This is a genomic window from Streptomyces sp. NPDC021020 (genome assembly GCF_044333285.1).
Taxonomy (GTDB): Bacteria; Actinomycetota; Actinomycetes; order Streptomycetales; family Streptomycetaceae; genus Actinacidiphila.
Genome location: NZ_JBIRQQ010000004.1, coordinates 378,323 through 398,294 on the forward strand (window position 1 = coordinate 378,323; position 19,972 = coordinate 398,294).

Annotated in this window: 16 protein-coding genes; 12 read left to right on the plus strand and 4 right to left on the minus strand. The window is 74.8% G+C overall.

Annotated features, from left to right (window positions below):
- The first annotated feature begins 215 nt into the window (after positions 1-215).
- Entirely contained in the window at positions 216-929 is a 714-nt protein-coding gene (locus ACH4SL_RS13595) for a 4'-phosphopantetheinyl transferase (RefSeq protein WP_398444714.1), read from the plus strand.
- Positions 930-1,005: 76 nt separating this feature from the next.
- Here ACH4SL_RS13595 and ACH4SL_RS13600 read toward each other — a convergent pair whose 3' ends face one another.
- Positions 1,006-3,240: an MMPL family transporter gene (locus ACH4SL_RS13600; RefSeq protein WP_398444717.1), complete on the minus strand. Its 2,235-nt coding sequence runs from the start codon at positions 3,238-3,240 to the stop codon at positions 1,006-1,008.
- Between the two features lie 194 nt (positions 3,241-3,434).
- Between ACH4SL_RS13600 and ACH4SL_RS13605 the strand changes: the two genes are divergently transcribed.
- Positions 3,435-4,349, plus strand: a complete 915-nt coding sequence (locus ACH4SL_RS13605) for an alpha/beta fold hydrolase (RefSeq protein WP_398444719.1) — start codon at positions 3,435-3,437, stop codon at positions 4,347-4,349.
- Between the two features lie 98 nt (positions 4,350-4,447).
- Here the strand turns inward: ACH4SL_RS13605 and ACH4SL_RS13610 are convergent, their stop codons facing one another.
- Together ACH4SL_RS13610 and ACH4SL_RS13615 are read right to left on the minus strand one after the other, a co-directional pair.
- On the minus strand, positions 4,448-4,939 hold the full coding sequence (locus ACH4SL_RS13610; protein ID WP_398444721.1) for a hypothetical protein: 492 nt from the start codon (positions 4,937-4,939) through the stop codon (positions 4,448-4,450).
- Positions 4,936-5,502, minus strand: a complete 567-nt coding sequence (locus tag ACH4SL_RS13615) for an RNA polymerase sigma factor (RefSeq protein ID WP_398444724.1) — start codon at positions 5,500-5,502, stop codon at positions 4,936-4,938. The genes ACH4SL_RS13610 and ACH4SL_RS13615 overlap by 4 nt, the downstream gene beginning before the upstream one ends.
- 335 nt (positions 5,503-5,837) lie before the next feature.
- On the opposite strand from ACH4SL_RS13615, the gene ACH4SL_RS13620 reads away from it, so the two are divergent.
- The 10 genes from ACH4SL_RS13620 to ACH4SL_RS13665 all read left to right on the plus strand — a co-directional run bounded on the left by ACH4SL_RS13620 (position 5,838) and on the right by ACH4SL_RS13665 (position 17,509).
- On the plus strand, positions 5,838-7,436 hold the full coding sequence (locus ACH4SL_RS13620; protein WP_398444726.1) for a class I adenylate-forming enzyme family protein: 1,599 nt from the start codon (positions 5,838-5,840) through the stop codon (positions 7,434-7,436).
- Positions 7,437-7,442: 6 nt separating this feature from the next.
- Complete coding sequence (locus ACH4SL_RS13625) at positions 7,443-9,155, plus strand: AMP-binding protein (protein WP_398444729.1); 1,713 nt, start codon at positions 7,443-7,445, stop codon at positions 9,153-9,155.
- On the plus strand, positions 9,152-9,442 hold the full coding sequence (locus ACH4SL_RS13630; protein ID WP_398444731.1) for an acyl carrier protein: 291 nt from the start codon (positions 9,152-9,154) through the stop codon (positions 9,440-9,442). The genes ACH4SL_RS13625 and ACH4SL_RS13630 overlap by 4 nt, the downstream gene beginning before the upstream one ends.
- Positions 9,439-10,470, plus strand: coding sequence for a transglutaminase domain-containing protein (locus ACH4SL_RS13635; RefSeq protein WP_398444733.1), 1,032 nt, complete (start codon positions 9,439-9,441; stop codon positions 10,468-10,470). The genes ACH4SL_RS13630 and ACH4SL_RS13635 overlap by 4 nt, the downstream gene beginning before the upstream one ends.
- Positions 10,467-10,712, plus strand: coding sequence for a phosphopantetheine-binding protein (locus tag ACH4SL_RS13640; protein WP_398444735.1), 246 nt, complete (start codon positions 10,467-10,469; stop codon positions 10,710-10,712). Before ACH4SL_RS13635 ends, ACH4SL_RS13640 begins: the two co-directional genes overlap by 4 nt.
- A 4-nt stretch (positions 10,713-10,716) precedes the next feature.
- Positions 10,717-12,273 (plus strand): class I adenylate-forming enzyme family protein, encoded by a 1,557-nt coding sequence (locus ACH4SL_RS13645; RefSeq protein WP_398444738.1) that lies wholly within the window; start codon positions 10,717-10,719, stop codon positions 12,271-12,273.
- Positions 12,270-13,442, plus strand: a complete 1,173-nt coding sequence (locus ACH4SL_RS13650; RefSeq protein ID WP_398444740.1) for a ferritin-like domain-containing protein — start codon at positions 12,270-12,272, stop codon at positions 13,440-13,442. Before ACH4SL_RS13645 ends, ACH4SL_RS13650 begins: the two co-directional genes overlap by 4 nt.
- Positions 13,443-13,525: 83 nt before the next feature.
- Positions 13,526-14,062, plus strand: a complete 537-nt coding sequence (locus ACH4SL_RS13655) for a PaaI family thioesterase (RefSeq protein ID WP_398444742.1) — start codon at positions 13,526-13,528, stop codon at positions 14,060-14,062.
- On the plus strand, positions 14,049-15,191 hold the full coding sequence (locus ACH4SL_RS13660; protein WP_398444744.1) for an acyl-CoA dehydrogenase family protein: 1,143 nt from the start codon (positions 14,049-14,051) through the stop codon (positions 15,189-15,191). The genes ACH4SL_RS13655 and ACH4SL_RS13660 overlap by 14 nt, the downstream gene beginning before the upstream one ends.
- A 104-nt stretch (positions 15,192-15,295) precedes the next feature.
- Positions 15,296-17,509: an anthranilate synthase component I gene (locus ACH4SL_RS13665; protein WP_398444746.1), complete on the plus strand. Its 2,214-nt coding sequence runs from the start codon at positions 15,296-15,298 to the stop codon at positions 17,507-17,509.
- Between the two features lie 59 nt (positions 17,510-17,568).
- On the opposite strand, the gene ACH4SL_RS13670 is transcribed toward ACH4SL_RS13665, so the two are convergent.
- Positions 17,569-19,956 carry an endonuclease/exonuclease/phosphatase family protein gene (locus ACH4SL_RS13670; RefSeq protein WP_398445333.1) on the minus strand — a complete coding sequence of 796 codons (2,388 nt, stop codon included), beginning with the start codon at positions 19,954-19,956 and terminating at the stop codon, positions 17,569-17,571.
- Between the last annotated feature and the right edge of the window lie 16 nt (positions 19,957-19,972).

A 19,972-nucleotide genomic window follows, 5' to 3' on the forward strand; every position in this document is an offset into this window, starting at 1 on the left:
CCCCGCCGACACGCGCGACCTGCGGGAGCACAGGCATGTGGCTGACTCGGTCACCCGACCGGAACGGGCAGTTCCGCGGGGCGAGGACGCCCGGGGGCGTGCGGATCGTCGGTGCACTGCCGCGCGGCGCCCCGGGAAAGGTGCGGAGGGCGCTGCTGACGGCCTGAGCGGGACGAATTCTCTCCCGCGGTGATTTCGCGGAGGAATATCGCGTCATGAGCACCACGGAAATGCCTGCGCGGCCCTCCGCGTCCCGCTCCGCTCTGCCGCGGGACATTCTGCGCGGGCGGCCCCGAATTCCCGGTGTCGGATTCGGCTTCGCATCCGTCCACGAGGGGCCCTGGCCCGCCGTCCACGACGCCGAAACAGGACTGGCCGACCGTATGCCCCCGGCGCGGGCGGCGGAATTCCGCACCGGGCGGCGGGCGGTGCGCCGCGCGCTGCTGGAGGCCGGGCTCACCCCGGGACCGGTGCTGCGCGACGGGCGGCGCCCGCTGCCGCCGCCGGGCACCGCTGTGTCCGTCAGCCACTCCGGGGGTGTCGCCGTCGCGCTCGCGGGGTCCGCGGCCGGATTCCCCGCGCTCGGCGTCGACCTGGAGCTGGGCACGCTTCCCGCGGGCGCGGCCCATCTGGTGCTGCACCCCGCGGAGCAGCGACCCCCGACCGGCGCCGGTGACCAGTGGCTGACCACCGTCTTCTCGGCCAAGGAGGCCGCGTACAAGGCCTTCAGCGCGCTGCTCGACGACACCGCGCGGCGCCGCGGCGCGCTGCCCGGCCTGCGCGCGATCCGGATGCTGCGCACCCCCGCGGGCTTCACCGCCCGGGTGGACGCGGTGCCCGGCGCCGCCGTCGAGGTGACGGTCCACCGCTTCCCCGGCGGCGTCCTGACCTGGGCGCTGCCCGAGCCGGGCGGTACGCCGCCGGACTGAGCCCGCCGGACCGCCACAGGACGGCCGCCGGACCCGCGAGGTCCGGCGGCCGTCCCGTGCGCGCGGCGCCGGGGTGTCAGGCGTCCACGGGCGCGGGCTCGCGGCGCCGCGGCTCCGCCGCCGGGGCGGGCGCGTCGGCGTGGGTGCGGGGCGCGGGCAGCCAGGACAGCCACCGCGGCAGGTACCAGTTCGCCTCGCCGAGCAGCTTCATCGCGGCGGGCAGCAGCACGGCGCGGATCAGCGTGGCGTCGACCAGGACCGCGGTGGCCATGCCGACGCCGGACTCCTTCATCGACAGCTGCGGCAGCGTGCCGAACACCCCGGCCACCGCGACCATCACGACCGCGGCGCCGGTGACGACGCCCGCGGTGCCCTTGATGCCCTGCTCGACGGCCTCCGCGGTGGACAGCCCGCGGTCGTGGCCCTCGCGGATCCGGCTCACCACGAAGACGTGGTAGTCCATCGACAGGCCGAACAGGAAGACGAACATGAACAGCGGCACCCAGGACGCGATGCCGCCGGTGCTGGTGAAGCCCAGCAGCCCCTCGCCCCAGCCCTTCTGGAAGACCAGCACCACGAAACCGTAGGCCGCGCCCACCGACAGCAGGTTGAGCACGGTCGTCAGGGCCGCGATCGCCGGCGACCGGAAGGACACCAGCATCAGCACCAGGGTGAACAGCAGCACGAACCCGGCGACCCACGGGGTGGCGTCCGCGAGGTGCGCCTCGCTGTCGGTCGCGGCCGCGGTGGTGCCGCCGACCGCGGTCTCGGCGCCCGGGATCCTCCCGAAGGTGGCCGGTACGACCTTCTCGCGCAGCACCCGCAGCGCGGCCACCGAGCGGCTGTCGGTGCCGTTGCCCGCCAGGCCCACGGTCGCGACGGCGACCTTGCCGCCGTCCGCGGTGGCGAAGGTCACCGGGCCCGACAGCCCCGGAGTGTCCGCGGCGGCCGCGCGGAAGGCGTCCAGCGCCGCGGTGGCCTGCGGGCCGGTGAGGTCGGCGGCCTCGACGACGACCTTCGCCGGGGTCGGCGAGCCGGGGAAGGCGTGCTGGATACGGTCGTAGGTCCGCAGGATCGGCAGGCTCCCCGCGGGCAGGTCGCCGACCCCCGGCTCCGCGCTGTGCAGCGAGAACGCCGGCAGCACCAGCGCGACCAGCGCCCCGCCGCACACCACCAGGGCCACCGCCGGGCGGCGCAGCACCGCGCCCAGGAAGCCGTCGCGGAAGCGTACGGCCCCGGCGCCCGCGCGGACCCGGCGCAGCAGCGGCACCCGGCCCTTGTCGATCCGGTCGCCGAGCAGCGACAGCAGGGCGGGCAGCACCGTCACCGAGCCGACCACCGCGACCGCGACCACGATGATCGCGGCCGACGCCATGCCGAGGAAGATGCCGTTCCCGGACAGGAAGAGCCCGGCGAGCGAGACGATCACGGTGAGCCCGGACACCACGACCGAGCGGCCGGAGGTGGCCGCGGCGGCCGCGACCGCCGCCTCCGTGCCGCGGCCCGCGGCCCGCTCCTCGCGGAAGCGGCGGATGTAGAACAGCGAGTAGTCGATGCCGACCGCGATGCCGATGAGCGACATGACCGACGTGCCGTTCTGGTCGACGTGGATCATCCGGCTGCTCAGCGCGAGCAGGCCCGCAGAGCCGACCACCGCGGTCAGCGCCAGCACCACCGGCAGCAGCGCGGCGACCAGCGCCCCGAAGGCCACCAGCAGGATCACCAGGGTGACGGGGAAGGACAGGTATTCGGCGTTGGTGTAGTCGGTGTGCAGCTTGGACTCCGACACGTGCGTGAAGGACGCCTCCCCGAACTCCTCGACGCGGGTGCCCGGATGGGCCGCGGCGACCTTCGCGACCGCGTCCAGCACCTTCTGCACATGGTCCTTGGCGGTGAGCGAGTCGCCCTTCATGTCGAACTGCACCAGCGCCGAGTGCCGGTCGGCGGACACCGCAGCCCGCCCGGCCGGGTCCAGCGGCGACAGCACGTCCTGCACCTGGCCGGTGCCGTCCAGCGCCGCCACCGTGGCCCGCACGGCCGCGGTGAACCGCGGGTCGTCCGCGGTCGCGCTCGCGGACTGGACCAGCACCACCTCGTGCGCGGGCAGGTGGAAGCCCGCCCGGTCGAGGATCTGCTCGGCGTGCCGGGCCTCACCGTTGGTGAGTTCCGCGGCGGTCGGGGCGGCGGTCGTCACCGCGCTGCCCAGCACCGTGGCGGCGGCGACGACCGCGAGCCACAGCAGCACCGCCGCCCACCTGTGGCCGGCGCTCCAGCGCCCGGCGGCCTCGGCGAGGCCGCGCCTGCTCTTCACGGGTGTCTCCTTCGGGTCGGTTGCCCCGGCTCCGGCGAGCCGGTCGCCCAGTCAGGAGCGGGCACCCCGGCGAAACGTTCCCGGCGGCCCCGGGAAAAACCCGAGGGAACGCGCGGGCCGCCCGGCTGCTCCTGACAGGGCAGGAGAGAGGGCCGTACGGGGAGAGCAGCGGCCCTCGCGAACAAGGAGTCGATATGACCAGCGACGTCTCCGGTACGCGTACGGCGCGGCCGGACCCGTCAGACATGCCCGAGGTCCCCGGCGTCCGGCACCGCTTCGTCGAGGCCGGCGGCGTCCGCCTGCACGTGGCGGAGGCCGGCGCGGGAGAGCCCGTCGTCCTGCTGCACGGCTTCCCGCAGCACTGGTACGGCTGGCGCCGGATCATCCCGCAACTCGCCGAGCACCACCGGCTGATCTGCCTGGACCTGCGCGGGTTCGGATGGTCCGACGCCCCGGCCCGCGGCTACGACACCGCGACCCGGGTCGCCGACGTGCTGGCCGCGATGGACGCCCTCGGGGTGCCGCGGGCCCGGCTGATCGCCCATGAGTTCGGGGCGTGGACGGGCTTCATGGCGTGCCTCGCGGCGCCCGAGCGGTTCAGCCACTTCCTGGCGCTGAACATCGTCCACCCCTGGCCGCTGCACCGCCGGATGCTGCCGCAGGCGTGGCGCTACTGGTACACCACGCCGCTGGAGCTGCCCTTCTCCGGCCGTACGGTGCTGCGCCGCTTCCCCGGCTTCACCCGCTTCCTGCTGCGCAGGGGCGTCGTCGACCGCGACGCCTGGGAGCCGGCGGCGATGGAGGAGTTCGTCCGCTCCAGCGCCGAGCCGGACCGGGCGCGGGCGGCCGAGGCGATGCACCGGCAGTACGCGGTACGGGACATCGGGGGACTGGTCCGCGGCACGTACCGCAGGCTGCACCTTGCCGTCCCGACGGTGATCCTGGCCGGTGAGAAGGACTTCGTGCTGCCGCCGAGCGTCATGACCGACCCCGGCGCGCGGGCCGACGACCTGCGGATCGAGGTCGTGCCGGGCTGCGGGCACTTCGTCCACGAGGAGCGGCCCGAGCTGGTGGTGCGCACCGCGCTGGAGCTGTTCGCCCGCGTCTGACGGTCGCCCGCGTCTGACGGCGGCGCGGGAAGCCGCCCGCGGTACGGAGCGGGCCGCTCCGTACCGCGGGCCGTCAGGCACGGCGGGCCGCGGGCAGCTCAGGCGGCGCGGCGGGCCTGCGTACGGCGCCGGGCCCGCTCGATCATCAGCCGCCCGCGGTACGGCCCGATGCCGCGGGCCGCCAGCAGCGACACCGGCAGCAGCTGCCGGCTGCGGGTGGCGCCCAGCACCGCGAAGCGGGTGCCGCTGCCCTCGGGCACCGCGGCCATCGCGCCCACCACGCATCTGCTCTGCATCAGGCACCAGCCCGGCTGGAGCACCACGTCGAAGTACGCCCGGTGCCCCAGCGGCCCGTACGCCCAGGCGCCGGTGCGCCCCCCGGTGCCGCCCGTACCGCCCGACACCCGGAACTCGCGGATCGTCGGCACCAGCCGGGGCAGCTCGTTGGACAGGTCCGAGGCCATCGACCACACCTCGGCGAAGGGCGCGTCCACGTGGTCCTCGGCGTACATGGCCGCACGCAGGCCCGCGGCCATCACGCGCAGCCGGCGCACCGGGTCGAGGTCCACCGCGGGCCAGGTGCCGCTCATCGGGTCCACGCCTTCCGGAAGCTGTTGCGGGCGCGGTGCAGCCGGGACTTGACCGTCCCGCAGGAGACGTTGAGGATCTCGCTGGCGGCCTTCTCGTCCAGGCCCTCCAGCTCCCGCAGCACCAGCACCGCCCGGTGCTCCGAGGTCATCCGGCGCAGCACGTCGTGCACGTCGCTGGCCAGTTCGGGGCCGGCCGCGTCCGGCAGGCCGTCGACGTGCTCGACCGGGGTCTCGCGCGCCGTGCGCCGGGCCACCCGCACCGCCTCCCGGACGGTGATGGTGCGCACCCACCCGTACAGCGCCACCGGGTCGTTGAGCTTCCCGATGTTCCGGAAGACGGCGATGAGCGCCTCCTGGACGGCGTCGGGCGCGTCGGCCAGTGCGATCGGCGTGCACAGCCGGGTGATGTACGGGGTCAGCAGGTCCAGCAGGTCGCCCAGCGCCAGGGCGTCCCCCGACTGGGCCGCGCGCACCAGCGGGCCGGCCGCGACCCAGGGCCCGACCCGGGGCTCGCGGGGCGTGTCCGGCGGCCGGTGCAGCTCTTCCGTGCGTGCGTGGGGCATGCGCGCTCTCCTTTCCTGAGCTGGAGCGTCCAGTGGGTAGAGAGGAGGGGCGCACCGCGCGCACTCCCTTGACGTGCGGAAGTCACCCGAAAGGGTGAGGGGCGCATGCCGCACCGGACGCATCCGGACACGGCCGTCCGGAAATTGCCGCGGAATCCGAGGGAGTGTGCGGCCGCCCCGCGTGCTCTTAACGGGTGTCGGACGAACCTGCCGGAGCGTGGCGCCGCGACGGCACGCCCCCCGCGGTCCCGGGTCGCCGGAGGGCCCGCACCACGACTCGCCCGTGCCGGCCGCCCGCCCCTGACACCCACGATGGCCCGAACGAAGGATGTGGCATGCCCGATATCTCCGCGCTCCAGCTGGACGCCGTCCCGAGCCCCACCGCCCCGCTGGGGATGCTGCCCGCCGTCGCGGCCGAGAAGTTCGCCGACGTGCCCTTCCTCTCCGACACCCCGTGGACGAGCTACGACGGCCGGGTCGCCACCTTCGGCGACTTCGCCGTGGCAGTCGAGGACTACGCCGACCGCTTCCACGCCGCCGGCATCCGGCGCGGCGACGTGGTGGCCGTGGTGCAGCGCAACCACATCGAGGTCGAGGGCATCATGTGCGCGCTCGGCCGGATCGGCGCGCTGCCCGCGCTGCTGTCCGCGTCGATGGAGTCCGGCGAGCTGCTCGACTGCCTCGCCCGCCTGGAGCAGCCCTACCTGCTGGTCGACGAGCTGGGCCTGAGCCGGCTCGCCCCGCTGGGCCACGCGGTGCGGCTGCTGACCCGCTCGGTGCTGTCGCTCACCGAGACCTCCGAGCCGTGGGTCGTCCCGGCGCTGGAGCGCACCGCGCACACCCCCGACCCGCGCGACGAGGACGAGTGGTTCGTCGTCACCCACTCCTCGGGCACCACCGGCGCGCCCAAGCTGTCCGCGCACTCGACCCGTTCGCTGTTCGGCATGGTCGCGCCGATGGTGATGATCTTCCGCGACCAGTACAGCAGCGACGACCTCAACGCCAAGCACCTGTCGTTCGTGCACGCCCGCACCTGCGCGGGCACGCTGGCGTCGATGGAGATCGGCATGGCGGCGCTGTCCATCGCCGACCCCGACCCGCGCAACGTCAAGAAGCTGCTGCTGGAGCACCGGCCGACGTCGGTCGAGACGCACCCCAACATGTTCATCCAGTGGGAGACGCTCGCCGACGACCCGGACCGCCCCTTCGCCCCCGTCGAGCGCTTCATCAGCACCTTCGACGCGATGCACCCGCGGACCGTGCAGGCGCTGCTGAACGCCTCCGAGCGCCCCGGCGCCCACTACTTCCAGGCGTACGGCCAGACCGAGACCGGCCCGATCTGCCTGCGCATCGTCACCCGCGAGCAGGCCGCGGACTACTCGCCGCGCAACGTCGGGCACGCCGGCGGCGGCTTCGAGATGCGGATCGTCGACAGCGCGGGCAACCCGGTGCCCGCCGGCACCGCGGGCGAGGTCGAGACCCGCTCGATGGGCCGCATGCGCGGCTACGTCGGCGGCGGCGAGATGCCCGCGGACGACGCGTGGTGGCCCATGGGCGACATCGGCCGGATGGCCGAGGACGGCTCGCTGGAGCTGCTCGACCGGGTCGTGGAGCACGTCGAGGGCGTCGGCTCGCTGCTGGAGAAGGAGGACCACCTGCTGGAGGCGCTGCCCGAGCTGGTCGAGCTGGTGCTCGTCAAGTCCGCGGACGGCGGCACGGTGTTCGCCGTCGCCTGCCCGCGCCCCGGCTCCGTCCCCGACCTCGCCCGCTTCCGCGCCGCAGCCAAGGAGATCGGCCTGCCCGACCTGGAGGTGTGCTTCTGGGAGTGGGAGGCGATGCCCACCACGGGGACGTACAAGGTCCGCCGCGGCATCCTGCGGCAGCGGCTGGCGAACCGGGTCAAGCCGCTGCACGTGGCCGGGCTGGAGGGCTGAGCGGCCATGACGCACCTGTGGAGCCTGCTGTCGGAGTCCCTGGACGACGGCGTCCTGCTGCACACCCCCACCCGCCAGGACGAGCCCTTCACCGGCACCGCCCTGGCCGCCCGAGCCGAGCGCACGGCCGGCGGGCTGCTCACCGCGTGCGGGGGACGGCCGCCGCGCCGCGCCGCGCTGCTGATGGCGAACGGTGAACCGTGGGTGCGCGGGCTGCTCGCGCTGCTGCGGCTGGACGCGGCCGCCGTACCGCTCGCCCTGCCGGTGGCCTTCGGCGGCGCCGACGCGTACGCGGCGCACGTCCGGCGGATCGCGCAGGACGCGGACCTGGACGCGGTGCTGGTCGACGGCAGCGTGGGGCAGCGCATCCTCTCCCGCGTCACGGCCGCGCTGCCCGCCGGGGTGGCCGTCGTCGACATCGCGGAACCGCCCGCCGCGGCCGCGCCGCTGCCGCCGCACGGCGCGGGCGGCGCGCTGCCCGCCGTCATCCAGTACACCTCGGGCAGCACCTCGGCCCCCAAGGGCGTGCTGGTCAGCCACGACAACGCCGCCGCCGGTCTGGAGATCATCGCCGCCGGCACCGGCTGGGGCGACGACGACGTGCTCGGCATGTGGCTGCCGCTCTTCCACGACATGGGCCTGTTCAGCCTGCTCACCGCGCTGCGGCAGGGCTCGCCGGTGCACCTGTGGCAGCCCGGCGACTTCGTCCGGCGCCCCATGGCGTGGCTGTCGGCCTTCGCCGCGGCCGGCGCCACGGTCATCCCGGCGCCCAACTTCTTCTACGACTACCTCGTCGCCGCGGCCGCCAAGGGCATCCCCGACGACCTGGACCTGTCCCGCTGGCGCTACGGCGGCAACGGTTCCGAGCCCGTGCGGCTCGACAGCCTCACCGCCTTCCACGACACCTTCCGCGGCCACGGCCTGCGCCCCGGCGTCGTCCAGCCCAACTACGGCCTGGCCGAGGCCACGCTGATGGTCTCCACCGGCGCGCCCGGCTCGGCCCACCGCAGCGTGCGCGTCGACCGCTCCGCCGCCGGGATCGGCGACACCGTGCGCACCGCGGGACCCGGCGACGGCCCCGAGGCCCGCACCGTCGTCTCCTGCGGCCGGCCCGTCGGCAGCGTCCGGGTGCGGATCGCCACCGAGGAGGGCGCCGCGCTGCCGCCCGGCACCGTCGGGGAGATCCAGCTCAGCGGCGCCCCCGTCACCTCCGGCTACCTCGGCCTGCCCGCCGGGCGGCAGCCGTTCACCGGCGACGGCTGGCTGCGCACCGGCGACATCGGCTTCCTCGCCGGCGGCGAGGTCCACGTCATGGGCCGGCTGAAGGCCATGGCCGTGGTGCGCGGCCAGAACTACTACGCCGAGGACGTCGAGGACGTCGTCAAGTCGACGCCGGGCGTGGGCCGCCGCCAGTGCGCGGCCTTCGCCTGGGACAGCGACGGTGAGGAGCGGATGGTCGTGATCTGGGAGACCGGCCTGGACCGGGCCGCCGCCGAGGCCGTGGGCGACGCCATCCGCACCCGGCTCGCCGAGCAGCTCGGCCTCGGCGCGGTGGACGTCGTGCACGTCCCCACCTCCACCCTGCCCTTCACCAGCTCGGGCAAGGTCAAGCGCTCCGGCGCCGCCGACCTCTACCGCACCCGCGCCGCGACCCGCGGCGACACCACCCCCGTACCTGCCGCGACCGCGGCAGCAGCCGAGGAAGGACCCCACCAGTGACCGCGAGCAGCAGCGACACCGTGCAAGGCGCCACCGACACCCGGGTGCTGGACGCCGTCGTGCGCGCCCTGGCCGCGCACTCCGGCGGCGACGCGTCCGCCATCGACGCGGACAAGCCGCTGTCGGCGATCTCCGGTATCGAGTCGGTCAAGGCGCTGCGCGCCATCACCGACATCGAGGACGAGCTGGACGTCGTGATCCCCGACGACTTCCTCTTCGAGACCGCCTCCGTCCGCGAACTCGCCGACTTCGTCGCCGGACTGGTCCGGGAGGGCAACGCGGCATGACGCTGGAGACCGCCCCGGCCGACGTGCTGTCCGGCGCCATCGGCCGCTTCCGGCCGGTGCCCGAGGAGATCGGCCGCTACGAGACGGACGCCGTCACCGGCGCCCTGGCGCTGCGCGCCGAACCCGCCCAGGTGGCGCGGCTCGCCGCGTGCGGGCTGCCGCACCGCGACGACGGCGAGCGCGGCCCGCTGTTCGACTACGACGACCTGATGAACGTCGGCATGTTCTGCGGCAGCGGCCAGACCGTGCCGGAGATCGGCCTGCGCTTCCTGATGCGCTTCGCCTCCGCGCCCCGCGACACCTGGTTCGAGCCGCGCACCTGGGAGGTCGGTGTGCACCCCGTGCACACCCCCGGCGGCCCCGCCGCCGCCCCCGCCACCGGGCCCCGGCCCGAGGTGACGGTACGGCTGCCGGACGGCGCCGCGCCCGGCGTGGACGTGCTCCACCTCGCCCCCGCCGCCCCGGCGCTCCTCGACGGCGCCGACCTCGTACCGTCCGGCTACCGGGCCGAGGTCCGGCTGGGCGGCGCGCACCAGGAGGTGCGCGACCCGGCGGTCGCCGCGGTCTGGCAGGAGGTCGTCGACGGCTTCACCTCGCGCCGCGTCACCTACCAGACGGTGCCCGAGGCGCTGCGCGCCGACCACGAGCGGGCCTGGGACCTCGGTGTCGCCGACTGCATCGTGGCCGCGCGGCTGCTGGCCGCCCGGCTGCGGCACGCCGGCTACGAGGCCCGCGCCCGGCGCGGCTACCTGCTCGGCCTGTTCGGCAGCGACCACGCCTGGTGCGAGGTCGTCGAGGACGGGGTCGCCAAGTGCCTGGACCCGGTGTTCGCGTTCGTCGCGACCGTCGGCGACGAGCGCGGCGCCCCCAAGTCCCCCGAATTCGCCGCCGCCTGCCGCGGCAGCCGCTTCAACCGGCTGCTGCCGTGCCGTACCGGCGACGCCGAACCCCTCGTGTACTTCGACGGCGCCGCCGCCCCGTACTGGGCGATGGTCGGCGTCAGCGCCCGCCCCCGGAGGACCGTATGACCGCCGCCCGCGACCTCGTCCGCGCCCACCTCGACCACCCCGCCCTGCTCGACCGGATCGCCGACACCGACGACCTGGTCGAGGCCGGGGTCAACTCCGGCGAGCTGATCCGCGTCGCCCTCGCCTGCGAGGAGCGGCTCGGCCGCCCGCTCGGCGACGAGGAACTCGCCGACCTCACCTCCGTGCAGGCCGTCGCCGACCTGCTCCAGGCACCGGCGGACGCCGTGCGGGAAGGGGTGTGACGCCATGTGGCTCGCCCACATCGTGCGCCGCGGGCTCGACCGCCGCCCCGACGCCGTCGCGCTGCGCGACGCCCGCCGCACTGTCACCTGGCGGCAGCTGGACCGCGAGGTCCGGGCGCTCGCCGCGCTCGCCGGCGGCCTGCCGCAGGGCAGCCGGGTCGTGGTGCTCAGCGGCAACCGGGTCGAGGTGCTGGAGACCTATCTCGCCTGCGCCGCCGCGGGGCTCACCGCCGCGCCGGTCAACCCGGCGCTGACCGACCCCGAACTCACCGCCATCGTCGACTCGGTGGAGCCCGCCGCGGCCGTCGCCGACGAGGCCGGCGCCGCCCGGCTGCGGGCCGCCTACCCCGCGCTGCCGGTCATCGACATCGCCGGCGTCGAGGAGCGCGGCCGCGCCGCCGCCGACGGCCCGCCCCTCGCCCCGGCGCCCGGCACCGCGCTGAGCGACCCGGCGCTGATCCTGCACACCTCCGCGACGACCGGCCGGGCCAAGGGCGTCGTGGTCGACCAGCGCTCCCTGCAGGCCAACGCCATGGCGTGGATCGCCGACGTCCGCCCCGAGCCCGGCACCCGCTTCCTGAACGCGGGCCCGCTCTTCCACGGCAGCGTCGTCATCGCCCTGGACTACCTGGCCGCCGGGGCCGAGGTGTGCGTCCTGGACCGCTACACCCCGCAAGGGTGCCTGGCCGCGCTCGCCGACTGGCGGATCGAGCACGCCTTCCTGGTGCCCTCCATGGTCCGGCTGCTGCTGGACGCCCGCGCGCTGGGCAGCACCGACCTCGGCAGCCTGCGGCTGCTGCTGCACGGCGCCGCCCCGATGCCGGCCGAACTGGCCGAGCGGGCCGCCCGGGAGCTGGGCGCCGGGCTCCAGACCATCTTCGGGATCACCGAGGGCGGCGGCCCCGTGCTGTCGCTGCGCCCGGACGACACCGCGGGCGCGCCGCCGCTGCCCGGCGCGGTGTGCGTCGGCTCCCCGATGCTCGGCACCGCGCTGCGCATCACCGACGAGGCGGGCGACGACGTGCCGCCCGGCACCGTCGGCGAACTCCAGGTCACCGGCGACGGGCTGATGCAGGGCTACTGGAAGAACCCGGAGGCCACCGCCGAGTCGGTGCGCGACGGCTGGCTCAACACCCGCGACCTCGGCTGCGTCGCGCCGGACGGCCTGGTGTGGGTCGTCGACCGGCGCAACGACCTGATCCTGCGCGGCGGCCAGAACGTCTACCCCGCCGAGATCGAGCACGTCCTGCGGCAGTCGCCGAACGTCGCGGACGTCGCCGTCGTCCCGCTGCCCTCACCGGTGTGGGGGCAGACCCCGGTCGCCTTCGTGCAGACCGCCGAGGGCGGCACCTTCGACGAGGCCGAGCTGCTCGGCCTGTGCGTCGGGCAGCTCGCCGCGTACAAGCGCCCCAGCCGCTTCGTCGCCATCGAGCGCGTCCCGCGCAACCCCGCGGGCAAGGTGCTGCGGGTGCAACTGCGGGAGCTGGCCCGCGAGTCCGCGGAAGCCGAGGCCGCAGCCGGCACCGCACCGCCCACCACCGAGAGGCAGAACCCCGCATGACCACCGTGCCCGACTTCACCAGGCCCGAGGTACTGACCGCGCTCGCGGGCGAGTGGATCGTCCCGGTCCAGGGCAACGCCGTCATCTCCTGGGACTACGACACCCGCAACGAGCGCATGGTCCGGCTCTACGGCCAGGGCAAGCAGCGCCAGTGGAACATGTCCGACGAACTGGACTGGGACCACGAGGTGGACCCGGACAACCCGCTCGGGCTGCCCGACGACTTCATCTCCATCGCGCACTCCGACCTGTGGCAGCGGCTGCCGGAGTCCGAGCGGGCGGTGGTCCGCCGGCACAGCTGCGGCTGGCTGTACTCGCAGTTCCTGCACGCCGAGCAGGCCGCCCTGGTCGGCGTCGGCAAGATCCTGGTGGCCGTCGACGAGCTGGACTCCAAGCTGTACGCGGCCACCCAGATCGTCGACGAGGCCCGGCACGTCGAGGGCTTCAACCGCTTCCTGCACACCAAGATCGGCCTGCGCTACGGCCTGTCCCCGTCGATCAGCGCGATGTTCGAGCACGCGATGGCCGAGCCGCGCTGGGACTTCGCCGTGCTCGCCGCGCACATCCTCATCGAGAACATGGGCCTGGCCACCTTCGGCCAGCACCGCGAGCGCCTCATGGACCCGCTGGCCCGCTCGTTCAGCGCGTACGTCGCGCGCGACGAGGCCCGGCACGTCGCCTTCGGCCGGCTGCTGCTGCGCGACTACTACACCCAGCTCAGCGAGCCGGAGATCCGCGAGCGCGAGGACTTCGTCGTCGAGGGCTGCTGGGCGCTGCGCGACCGCTACGTGGACGACGACATCTGGAACGTCCTCGGCTACGGCGAGGAGGCGGTCAAGGCCGCCCGCCGCTCCCCGGCCAAGCGGGAATTCCGCCGGCTGGTCTTCATGCGGATCGTGCCCGGCCTGAAGGAGATCGGCATGTTCGGGCCGCGCGTCCAGGAAGGCCTCAAGCGCATGGGCGTGCTGGGCTTCCAGGACGTCGACGAGGTCGCGCTGCGCGAGCTGGACGACAAGGCCGCCGTCGAGGCGCTGACCCGCAACGACCTGGCCGCCCGGCGCCGCGACATCGCGCAGCACGTCGCCCTCGGCAAGGCGGCCGAGGACGGCTCCGCCGAGGGAGGCCCCGGCGCGGGCAAGGCCCCGGCGGACGCGCCCGCCGCCCCCTGACCGGGTCGCGCCGCCGCGTCGCGGTCACCCCCGAGCCGCACCGGCGGCGCGCCCCATCCCCCTCGACTCCCCGCGGAGACCCGATGCCCACCACCGCGCCCGGCGGCCCCCCGCCCGGCACCACCGCCGTACGCGCCGCCGACCGGCTGCGCGGCATCGCACCGCCCGGCGCCCGCACCGCCGGGCGGCGGCTGCTGGCCGAGATCGCCGCGGGCACCCCGGACGACGCCCCGGCCGCCCGCACCCTGCGGCTGCCGCCCGCGACCTCCTGGGAGCCGGGCCGGATCGTGTGCGAGACCCGCTTCGGCGACGACCTGACCCTCACCCCCGGCGTGGTGTTCGGCGGCTGGATCGCCTGCCTGTCCGACCACTTCGCGGGCCTGGTGATGCTCTCCGCGCTGCCCGACGGCTACGGCTTCCTCACCGCGGGGCTCAGCACCCGCTTCCACGCGCCGCTCGTGCCGGGGGCGGTGCGGATCGAGACGGTGCTGACCACGTGCACCACCCGGCTGGCCGTCGCGGAGGTGCGCTTCGAGCAGGACGGGCGGCGGGCCGGGGAGTCGGCCGTCGAGCAGATCATCAGGGCCGGGGCGAGAGGGGCGAGCGATGCGCGGCAGTGAACTGGAGCCCGAGCACCTGGCCTTCCGGGACATGGTGCGCGCCTTCGTGGCGAAGGAGATCGCCCCGCACCACGCCCGCTGGGAGGAGGCCGGGCAGGTCGACCGCGAGGTGTGGCGGTCCGCGGGCCGGCTGGGGCTGCTCGGCATCGACGTGCCCGAGGAGTACGGCGGCGGGGGAGTGCCCGACTTCCGCTACCAGGTGCTGCTCAGCGAGGAGATCATGCGGGTCGGCGCCACCGGCATCGGCTTCGCCCTGCACAACGACGTCGTCGCGCCCTACCTGCTGGAGCTGGCCGACGCGGAGCAGAAGCGCCGCTGGCTGCCCGGCTTCTGCTCCGGCGAGCTGATCACCGCCCTGGCCATGACCGAACCCGAGGCCGGCAGCGACCTCCAGGCGATCCGCACCCGCGCCCGCCGCGACGGCGACGACTGGGTGCTGTCGGGCGCCAAGACGTTCATCACCAACGGCGTCCTCGCCGACCTGGTCGTGGTCGCGGCCCGCACCCAGCCCGGCCAGGGCTCGCGGGGCCTGAGCCTGCTGGTGGTCGAGCGCGGCATGCCCGGCTTCACCCGCGGCCGCAAGCTGGAGAAGATCGGCATGCGCGCGCAGGACACCGCCGAGCTGTTCTTCGACGAGGTACGGGTGCCCGCCGCGAACCTGCTCGGCCGCCCCGGGCGGGCCTTCCTGCACCTGGCCGACAACCTGCCCCGCGAGCGGCTCAGCATCGCCGCCTACGCGGTCGCCGCCGCCGAGACCGCCTTCGCGCAGACCCTCGCCCACTGCAAGGCGCGGACGGCCTTCGGCCGGGCCATCGGCGGATTCCAGCACGTGCGCTTCGAACTCGCCGAGATGGCCACCGAACTGGACGTCGCCCGCACCTACGTGGACCGGGCCGTCGCCGCCCTCAACGCCGGCACCCTCGGCGCCGTCGACGCGGCCAAGGCCAAGTGGTGGGCCACCGACGTGCAGCGCAGGGTGCTGGACCGCTGCGTCCAACTGCACGGCGGCTACGGCTTCATGCGGGAGACCGCCGTCGCCCGCGCCTTCGTCGACAACCGCGTGCACCCCATCTACGGCGGCACCAACGAGATCATGAAGGAGATCGTCGGCCGCGACCTGGGCGTCTGACCGCCCCCGCCGGGCGGGTACCGCCGGGAACCGGCACCGCGGTCCCGGCGCCCACCTCCGAACCACCGCAACCCGCCGGGGAAACCGGCAGAACGGACCGCGCGATGACCATCGCCACGCTCCGGTGGACCACGCCCATCGGACTCCAGGTGGCCCGGTACACCCGGCCGCTGGACCGCACCGAGGCGGAGCTGCGGCTCGGCCGGCTGGAGACGACCCTCGACCGGCGGCGCGGCCTGCTGCTGTCCTGCCGCTCCGACCAGCCGGGCCGCTACCACCCGCACGACCTCGGCTACACCGACCCGCCGGTCGAGGTCACCGCGCGGGACGGCCGGCTGGAGGTCGCCGCCCTCAACGACCGCGGCCGCGTCCTGCTGCCCGCCCTGCACGCCGCCCTCGCCGCGCACCCGGGCGCCGCCGCCCCGCACGACGGGCGCTTCTCCGTACCCCTGCCGGAGCCGGACGGCCTGCTCCCCGAGGAGGACCGCACCCGCCGCCCCTCGGCCTTCACCCTGCTGCGGGCCCTCACCGCGGGGCTCGCCTTCCCCGCCGGGGCCACCGACGCCGCCCGCGACCGGGTGCTGGGCCTGTACGGGGCGTTCGGCTACGACCTGATCCTCGGCTTCGACCCGGTGCCGCTGCACCAGCACCGCGACCGCCGCGACCGCACCCTCGTCCTGCACCTGCCCGACCGGGTGCTGGAGATCGACCGGCGCAGCGGCACCGCGTTCCAGCACTCCTACGAGTTCGGCTACGACGGCAGCGCCACCGACGGCCTGCCCCGCGACACCCCGGTGGCCGACCCCGCCCCCGCGGCCGAGCCCGCCGCCTACCGCGACCACCGCCCCGGCGAGTACGCGGCCCTGGTGCGCGGCGCCCAGCGGCGCTTCCGCGCGGGCGAGATGTTCGAGGTCGTCCCCGGCCAGAGCTTCCACCGGGCCGCGGCGGCCGCGCCCTCCACCGTCTTCCGGCGGCTGCGCGAGCGCAACCCGGCGCCGTACGGGCTGCTCGCCAACCTCGGCGGCGCGGAATTCCTGGTCGGCGCGTCACCGGAGATGTTCGTCCGCGTCGACCCCGTGCGGCGCACCGTCGAATCCTGCCCGATCAGCGGCACGATCGCGCGCGGCGCGGACGCACTCCAGGACGCCGAGCACGTCAGGGAGCTGCTGGTGTCGGCCAAGGAGGAGTCGGAGCTGACCATGTGCACCGACGTGGACCGCAACGACAAGGCGCGGGTGTGCCTGCCGGGCTCCGTCGAGGTGCTGGCCCGCCGGCAGATCGAGATGTACTCCACCCTCATCCACACCGTCGACCACGTCCGCGGCGAACTGCTGCCCGGCCGCGACGCGCTGGACGCCTTCCTCACCCACGCCTGGGCGGTGACCGTCACCGGCGCCCCCAAGCGCGCGGCCGTCGCCTTCATCGAGGAGCACGAGCGCAGCCCGCGCCGCTGGTACGGCGGCGCGGTCGGCCGGATCGGCTTCGACGGCGGCCTGGAGACCGCGCTGACCCTGCGCACCGTGCAGATCCGCGACGGCGTGGCCACCGTACGGGCCGGCGCCACGCTGCTGCACGACTCGGACCCGGACGCCGAGGAGCGCGAGACCGTGCTCAAGGCCCGCGCGCTGCTGGACGCGGTGGAGAACACCGAGGGCCCGCTCCCGGCCGTACCGCCGCGGCCCCGGCAGTCGCCGTCCGCGGTCCGGGTGCTGCTCGCCGACCACCAGGACTCGTTCGTGCACACCCTCGCCGACTACCTGCGGCAGACCGGCGCCGACGTCGTCACCTACCGGGCAGGCTTCGGCGCCGCGCTGCTCGACGAGGTGCGCCCCGACCTGCTCGTGCTGTCCCCCGGCCCCGGGCGGCCCGCGGACTTCGCGATGTCCGCGCTGCTGGACGCCGCCCTGGAGCGCCGGCTGCCGGTCTTCGGGGTGTGCCTGGGCCTCCAGGGCATCGTCGAGCACCTCGGCGGCACCCTGGCCACGCTGGACGTGCCCGTGCACGGCAAGCCCTCCGAGATCGCCCTGGTCGACGGCGGCGGCACCGTCTTCGCCGGGCTGCCCGCCCGCATCACCGCCGGGCGCTACCACTCGCTGTACGCGGACGAGGCGGCGCTGCCGCCCGAGCTGCGCGTCACCGCGCGCACCGGCGACGGCGTGGTGATGGCCGTGGAGCACCGCGAACTCCCGCTGGCCGCAGTGCAGTTCCACCCCGAGTCGGTCATGACCACGGCCGGCGGGACGGGCCACACGCTGATCGGCAACGTCGTCTCGGGCCTGGCCCGCCGGCCCGCGGGCCTGGTCGGCAGCGGACGCTGAGAAACGCGGAGGGGGTGCGCGGGCCGGAGCCCGCGCACCCCCTTTTCACGCCGACTGCCTCACGGGCGCAGCCGGATGACCTGCGGGTCGTGGTCGCTGGTCTGGTTCGCGAACTCCGCGTTGATGTGCACGACGTCGTAGTCGACGCGCTTGGTCAGGCTCGGCGAGACCAGGATGTGGTCCAGCACCTGGGAGTTGCCCTCGTAGACGTAGGAGTAGCGCTCCTTGGCCGGAAGGGTGTTGACCAGGTCGGTGAGCACCGAGCCGTTGCCGGTCAGGCTCTGCACCGCGGGCGAGAACTGGTAGTCGTTGAGGTCGCCGAGGACGACGACGTCGGCCTTCTTGTCGGCGGTCTCCAGCTGCTGCACGAAGTCGTGCTCCAGGATCGCCTGCCGCACCCGCTGCACCTCGGAGCTGCGCACCGGCGGCTGGAAGCGCGAGTCGATGCCCTGGTCGCCGCCCTTGCTGTCGAAGTGGTTGGCGATGACGAAGAGCTTCTTGCCGCGGAAGGTGAACTGGCCCACCAGCGGCTTGCGGCTGGAATTCCACGCCTGGTCGTTCGGGGCGATACGGCCCGGGGAGGCGGTCAGCGCGGTCGCGGAGCCGGTGCCGGTGACGCCGACCGCGGTGGTCGAGCCGCCGCCGGGGATGTCGGTGAAGCCGACGCGCTGCGGGTTGAAGAGGAAGACCGAGCGGATGTTGCCGCCGGGCTCGCCGCCGTCCTTGTCGTTGACCGGGTCGATGCTGCGCCACTCGTAGCGCGGGCCGCCCGCCGCCACGATCGCGTCCGTCAGCTTCGTCAGCGTCTGGTCCGCGGCGACCGTGCCGTCGTCCGTGGCCCCGTTGTTGTCCTGGATCTCCTCCAGGGCGACGATGTCGGGCGAGCGCAGGTTGTGGACCAGGCCCTGGGCGAGCGCGTCGAACTTCGACTGCGGGTTGCCCGGCGCCAGGTTCTCCACGTTGTACGTCGCCACGGTCGCCTGGTCGGCGGCGGCCTTGCCGGTGACCTCGGGCGTGATGCCGCCGCTCTTGACCGTGCCCAGCTCGCGGGCCTCGACCGCGTACGTACCCGCGTACTGGTTGTAGTCCAGCGGGCCCGACGTCGTCCCGCGCAGCGTGTCGCCGACGTTCGCGACCGGGAAGGGCGAGGTCGCGGTCGGGAGCAGCGACTGCACCATCAGGCGGCCGGAGTTGGGCTGGTCGTAGCCGGTGTAGAGGGTGCCGCCGCGCTTGGTCGGGTCCTGCTTGGGCTTGACGGTGACCCACAGCTCCGCGTACGGGTCGGTGGCGCCGACCACGCGGGTGTCCTTGATCTGGACGTTCATGCCCTCCAGCGACGCGTACAGGTCGAGCGCGTAGTCCGCGGGGCGCAGCGGGAGGTCCTCGATGCTGCCGCCGCCCGCGCTCGGCACGAAGGCGTCGGGGACGTGCTTGTCGTCCAGCACGACCGGCGCCGGCAGCGCGTTGCCGGACGAGACCTTGGTGACGGCGGGCTTGGTGATCTCGGTGACCGCCTGCACACCGGTGTCGGCGCCGCCCGGGTAGAACTGCGAGACCGTGCCGGCCACCGTGACGGCGTCGCCGACGGTGACGGTGGGGCTGGAGGAGCCGGTGTAGACGAAGATGCCCTCGCTGGTGCGCGGGTCGGCGTCCGGCGTCGGGTCCTGCATCCAGAAGCCGCGCGAGGAGCCGTAGTCGCGCACACCGGTGACGATGCCGGTCACACCGGTCACCGCCTTGCCGGCCAGCGGGCTGTTGCGGGTGTCGCCCTGGATGTCGTGGATCTTCGCCTCGACGCCCGTGGGCGGCGGGGTGGTCGGGGGAGTCGTCGGCGGCGTGGTGGGCGGGTCGGTCGGGCCGCCGCCCTGGCCCGCGGCCTGCGGGGTCGGGTCGCCCGCGGTGAAGTCCGCCGCGTTGTCGTCGGTGTCGGTCAGGCCCGCGCCGCGGGCCACCGAGGCGGTGTTGCTCGCGCCCGCCGCGGCGCCGCTGCCCTCGTGGACGAGCGCGGTGCCGTAGCCGACCAGGTCCTTGACCCGCGGGTCGGCGGCGCAGTCGGCGGCCGTCAGGCAGGTCAGCGGGTCGGCGCCGGAGACCAGCGCGACCGTGCCGGTGGTGCCGGACATGTTGATGCCGCCGGACACGTCCGCCGGGAGCGTGGTGGTGCCGCCGGTGCCCGCGGCCTCCTGGACCAGGAAGTGGCCGCCGCCGGCGAGCGTGCCGGTGAGCGGGGTGGCCTGCCACTTGGAGGAGGCGGTGGGCGCGCCGGGCAGGTACTGCACGCTGTAGGCGCTCAGGTCGACGGCCGCGCCGCCGGCGTTGGCCAGCTCGATGAAGTCGTTGGTGTACGTGGCGCCGGAGTTGCCGCCGCCCCCGTAGACCTCGGAGATCAGGGCGTCGGCCGAGGGCGCGGCGAAGGCGGCGTGCACGCCGACCCCGGCCAGCACCATGGCGCCTGCTATGCCG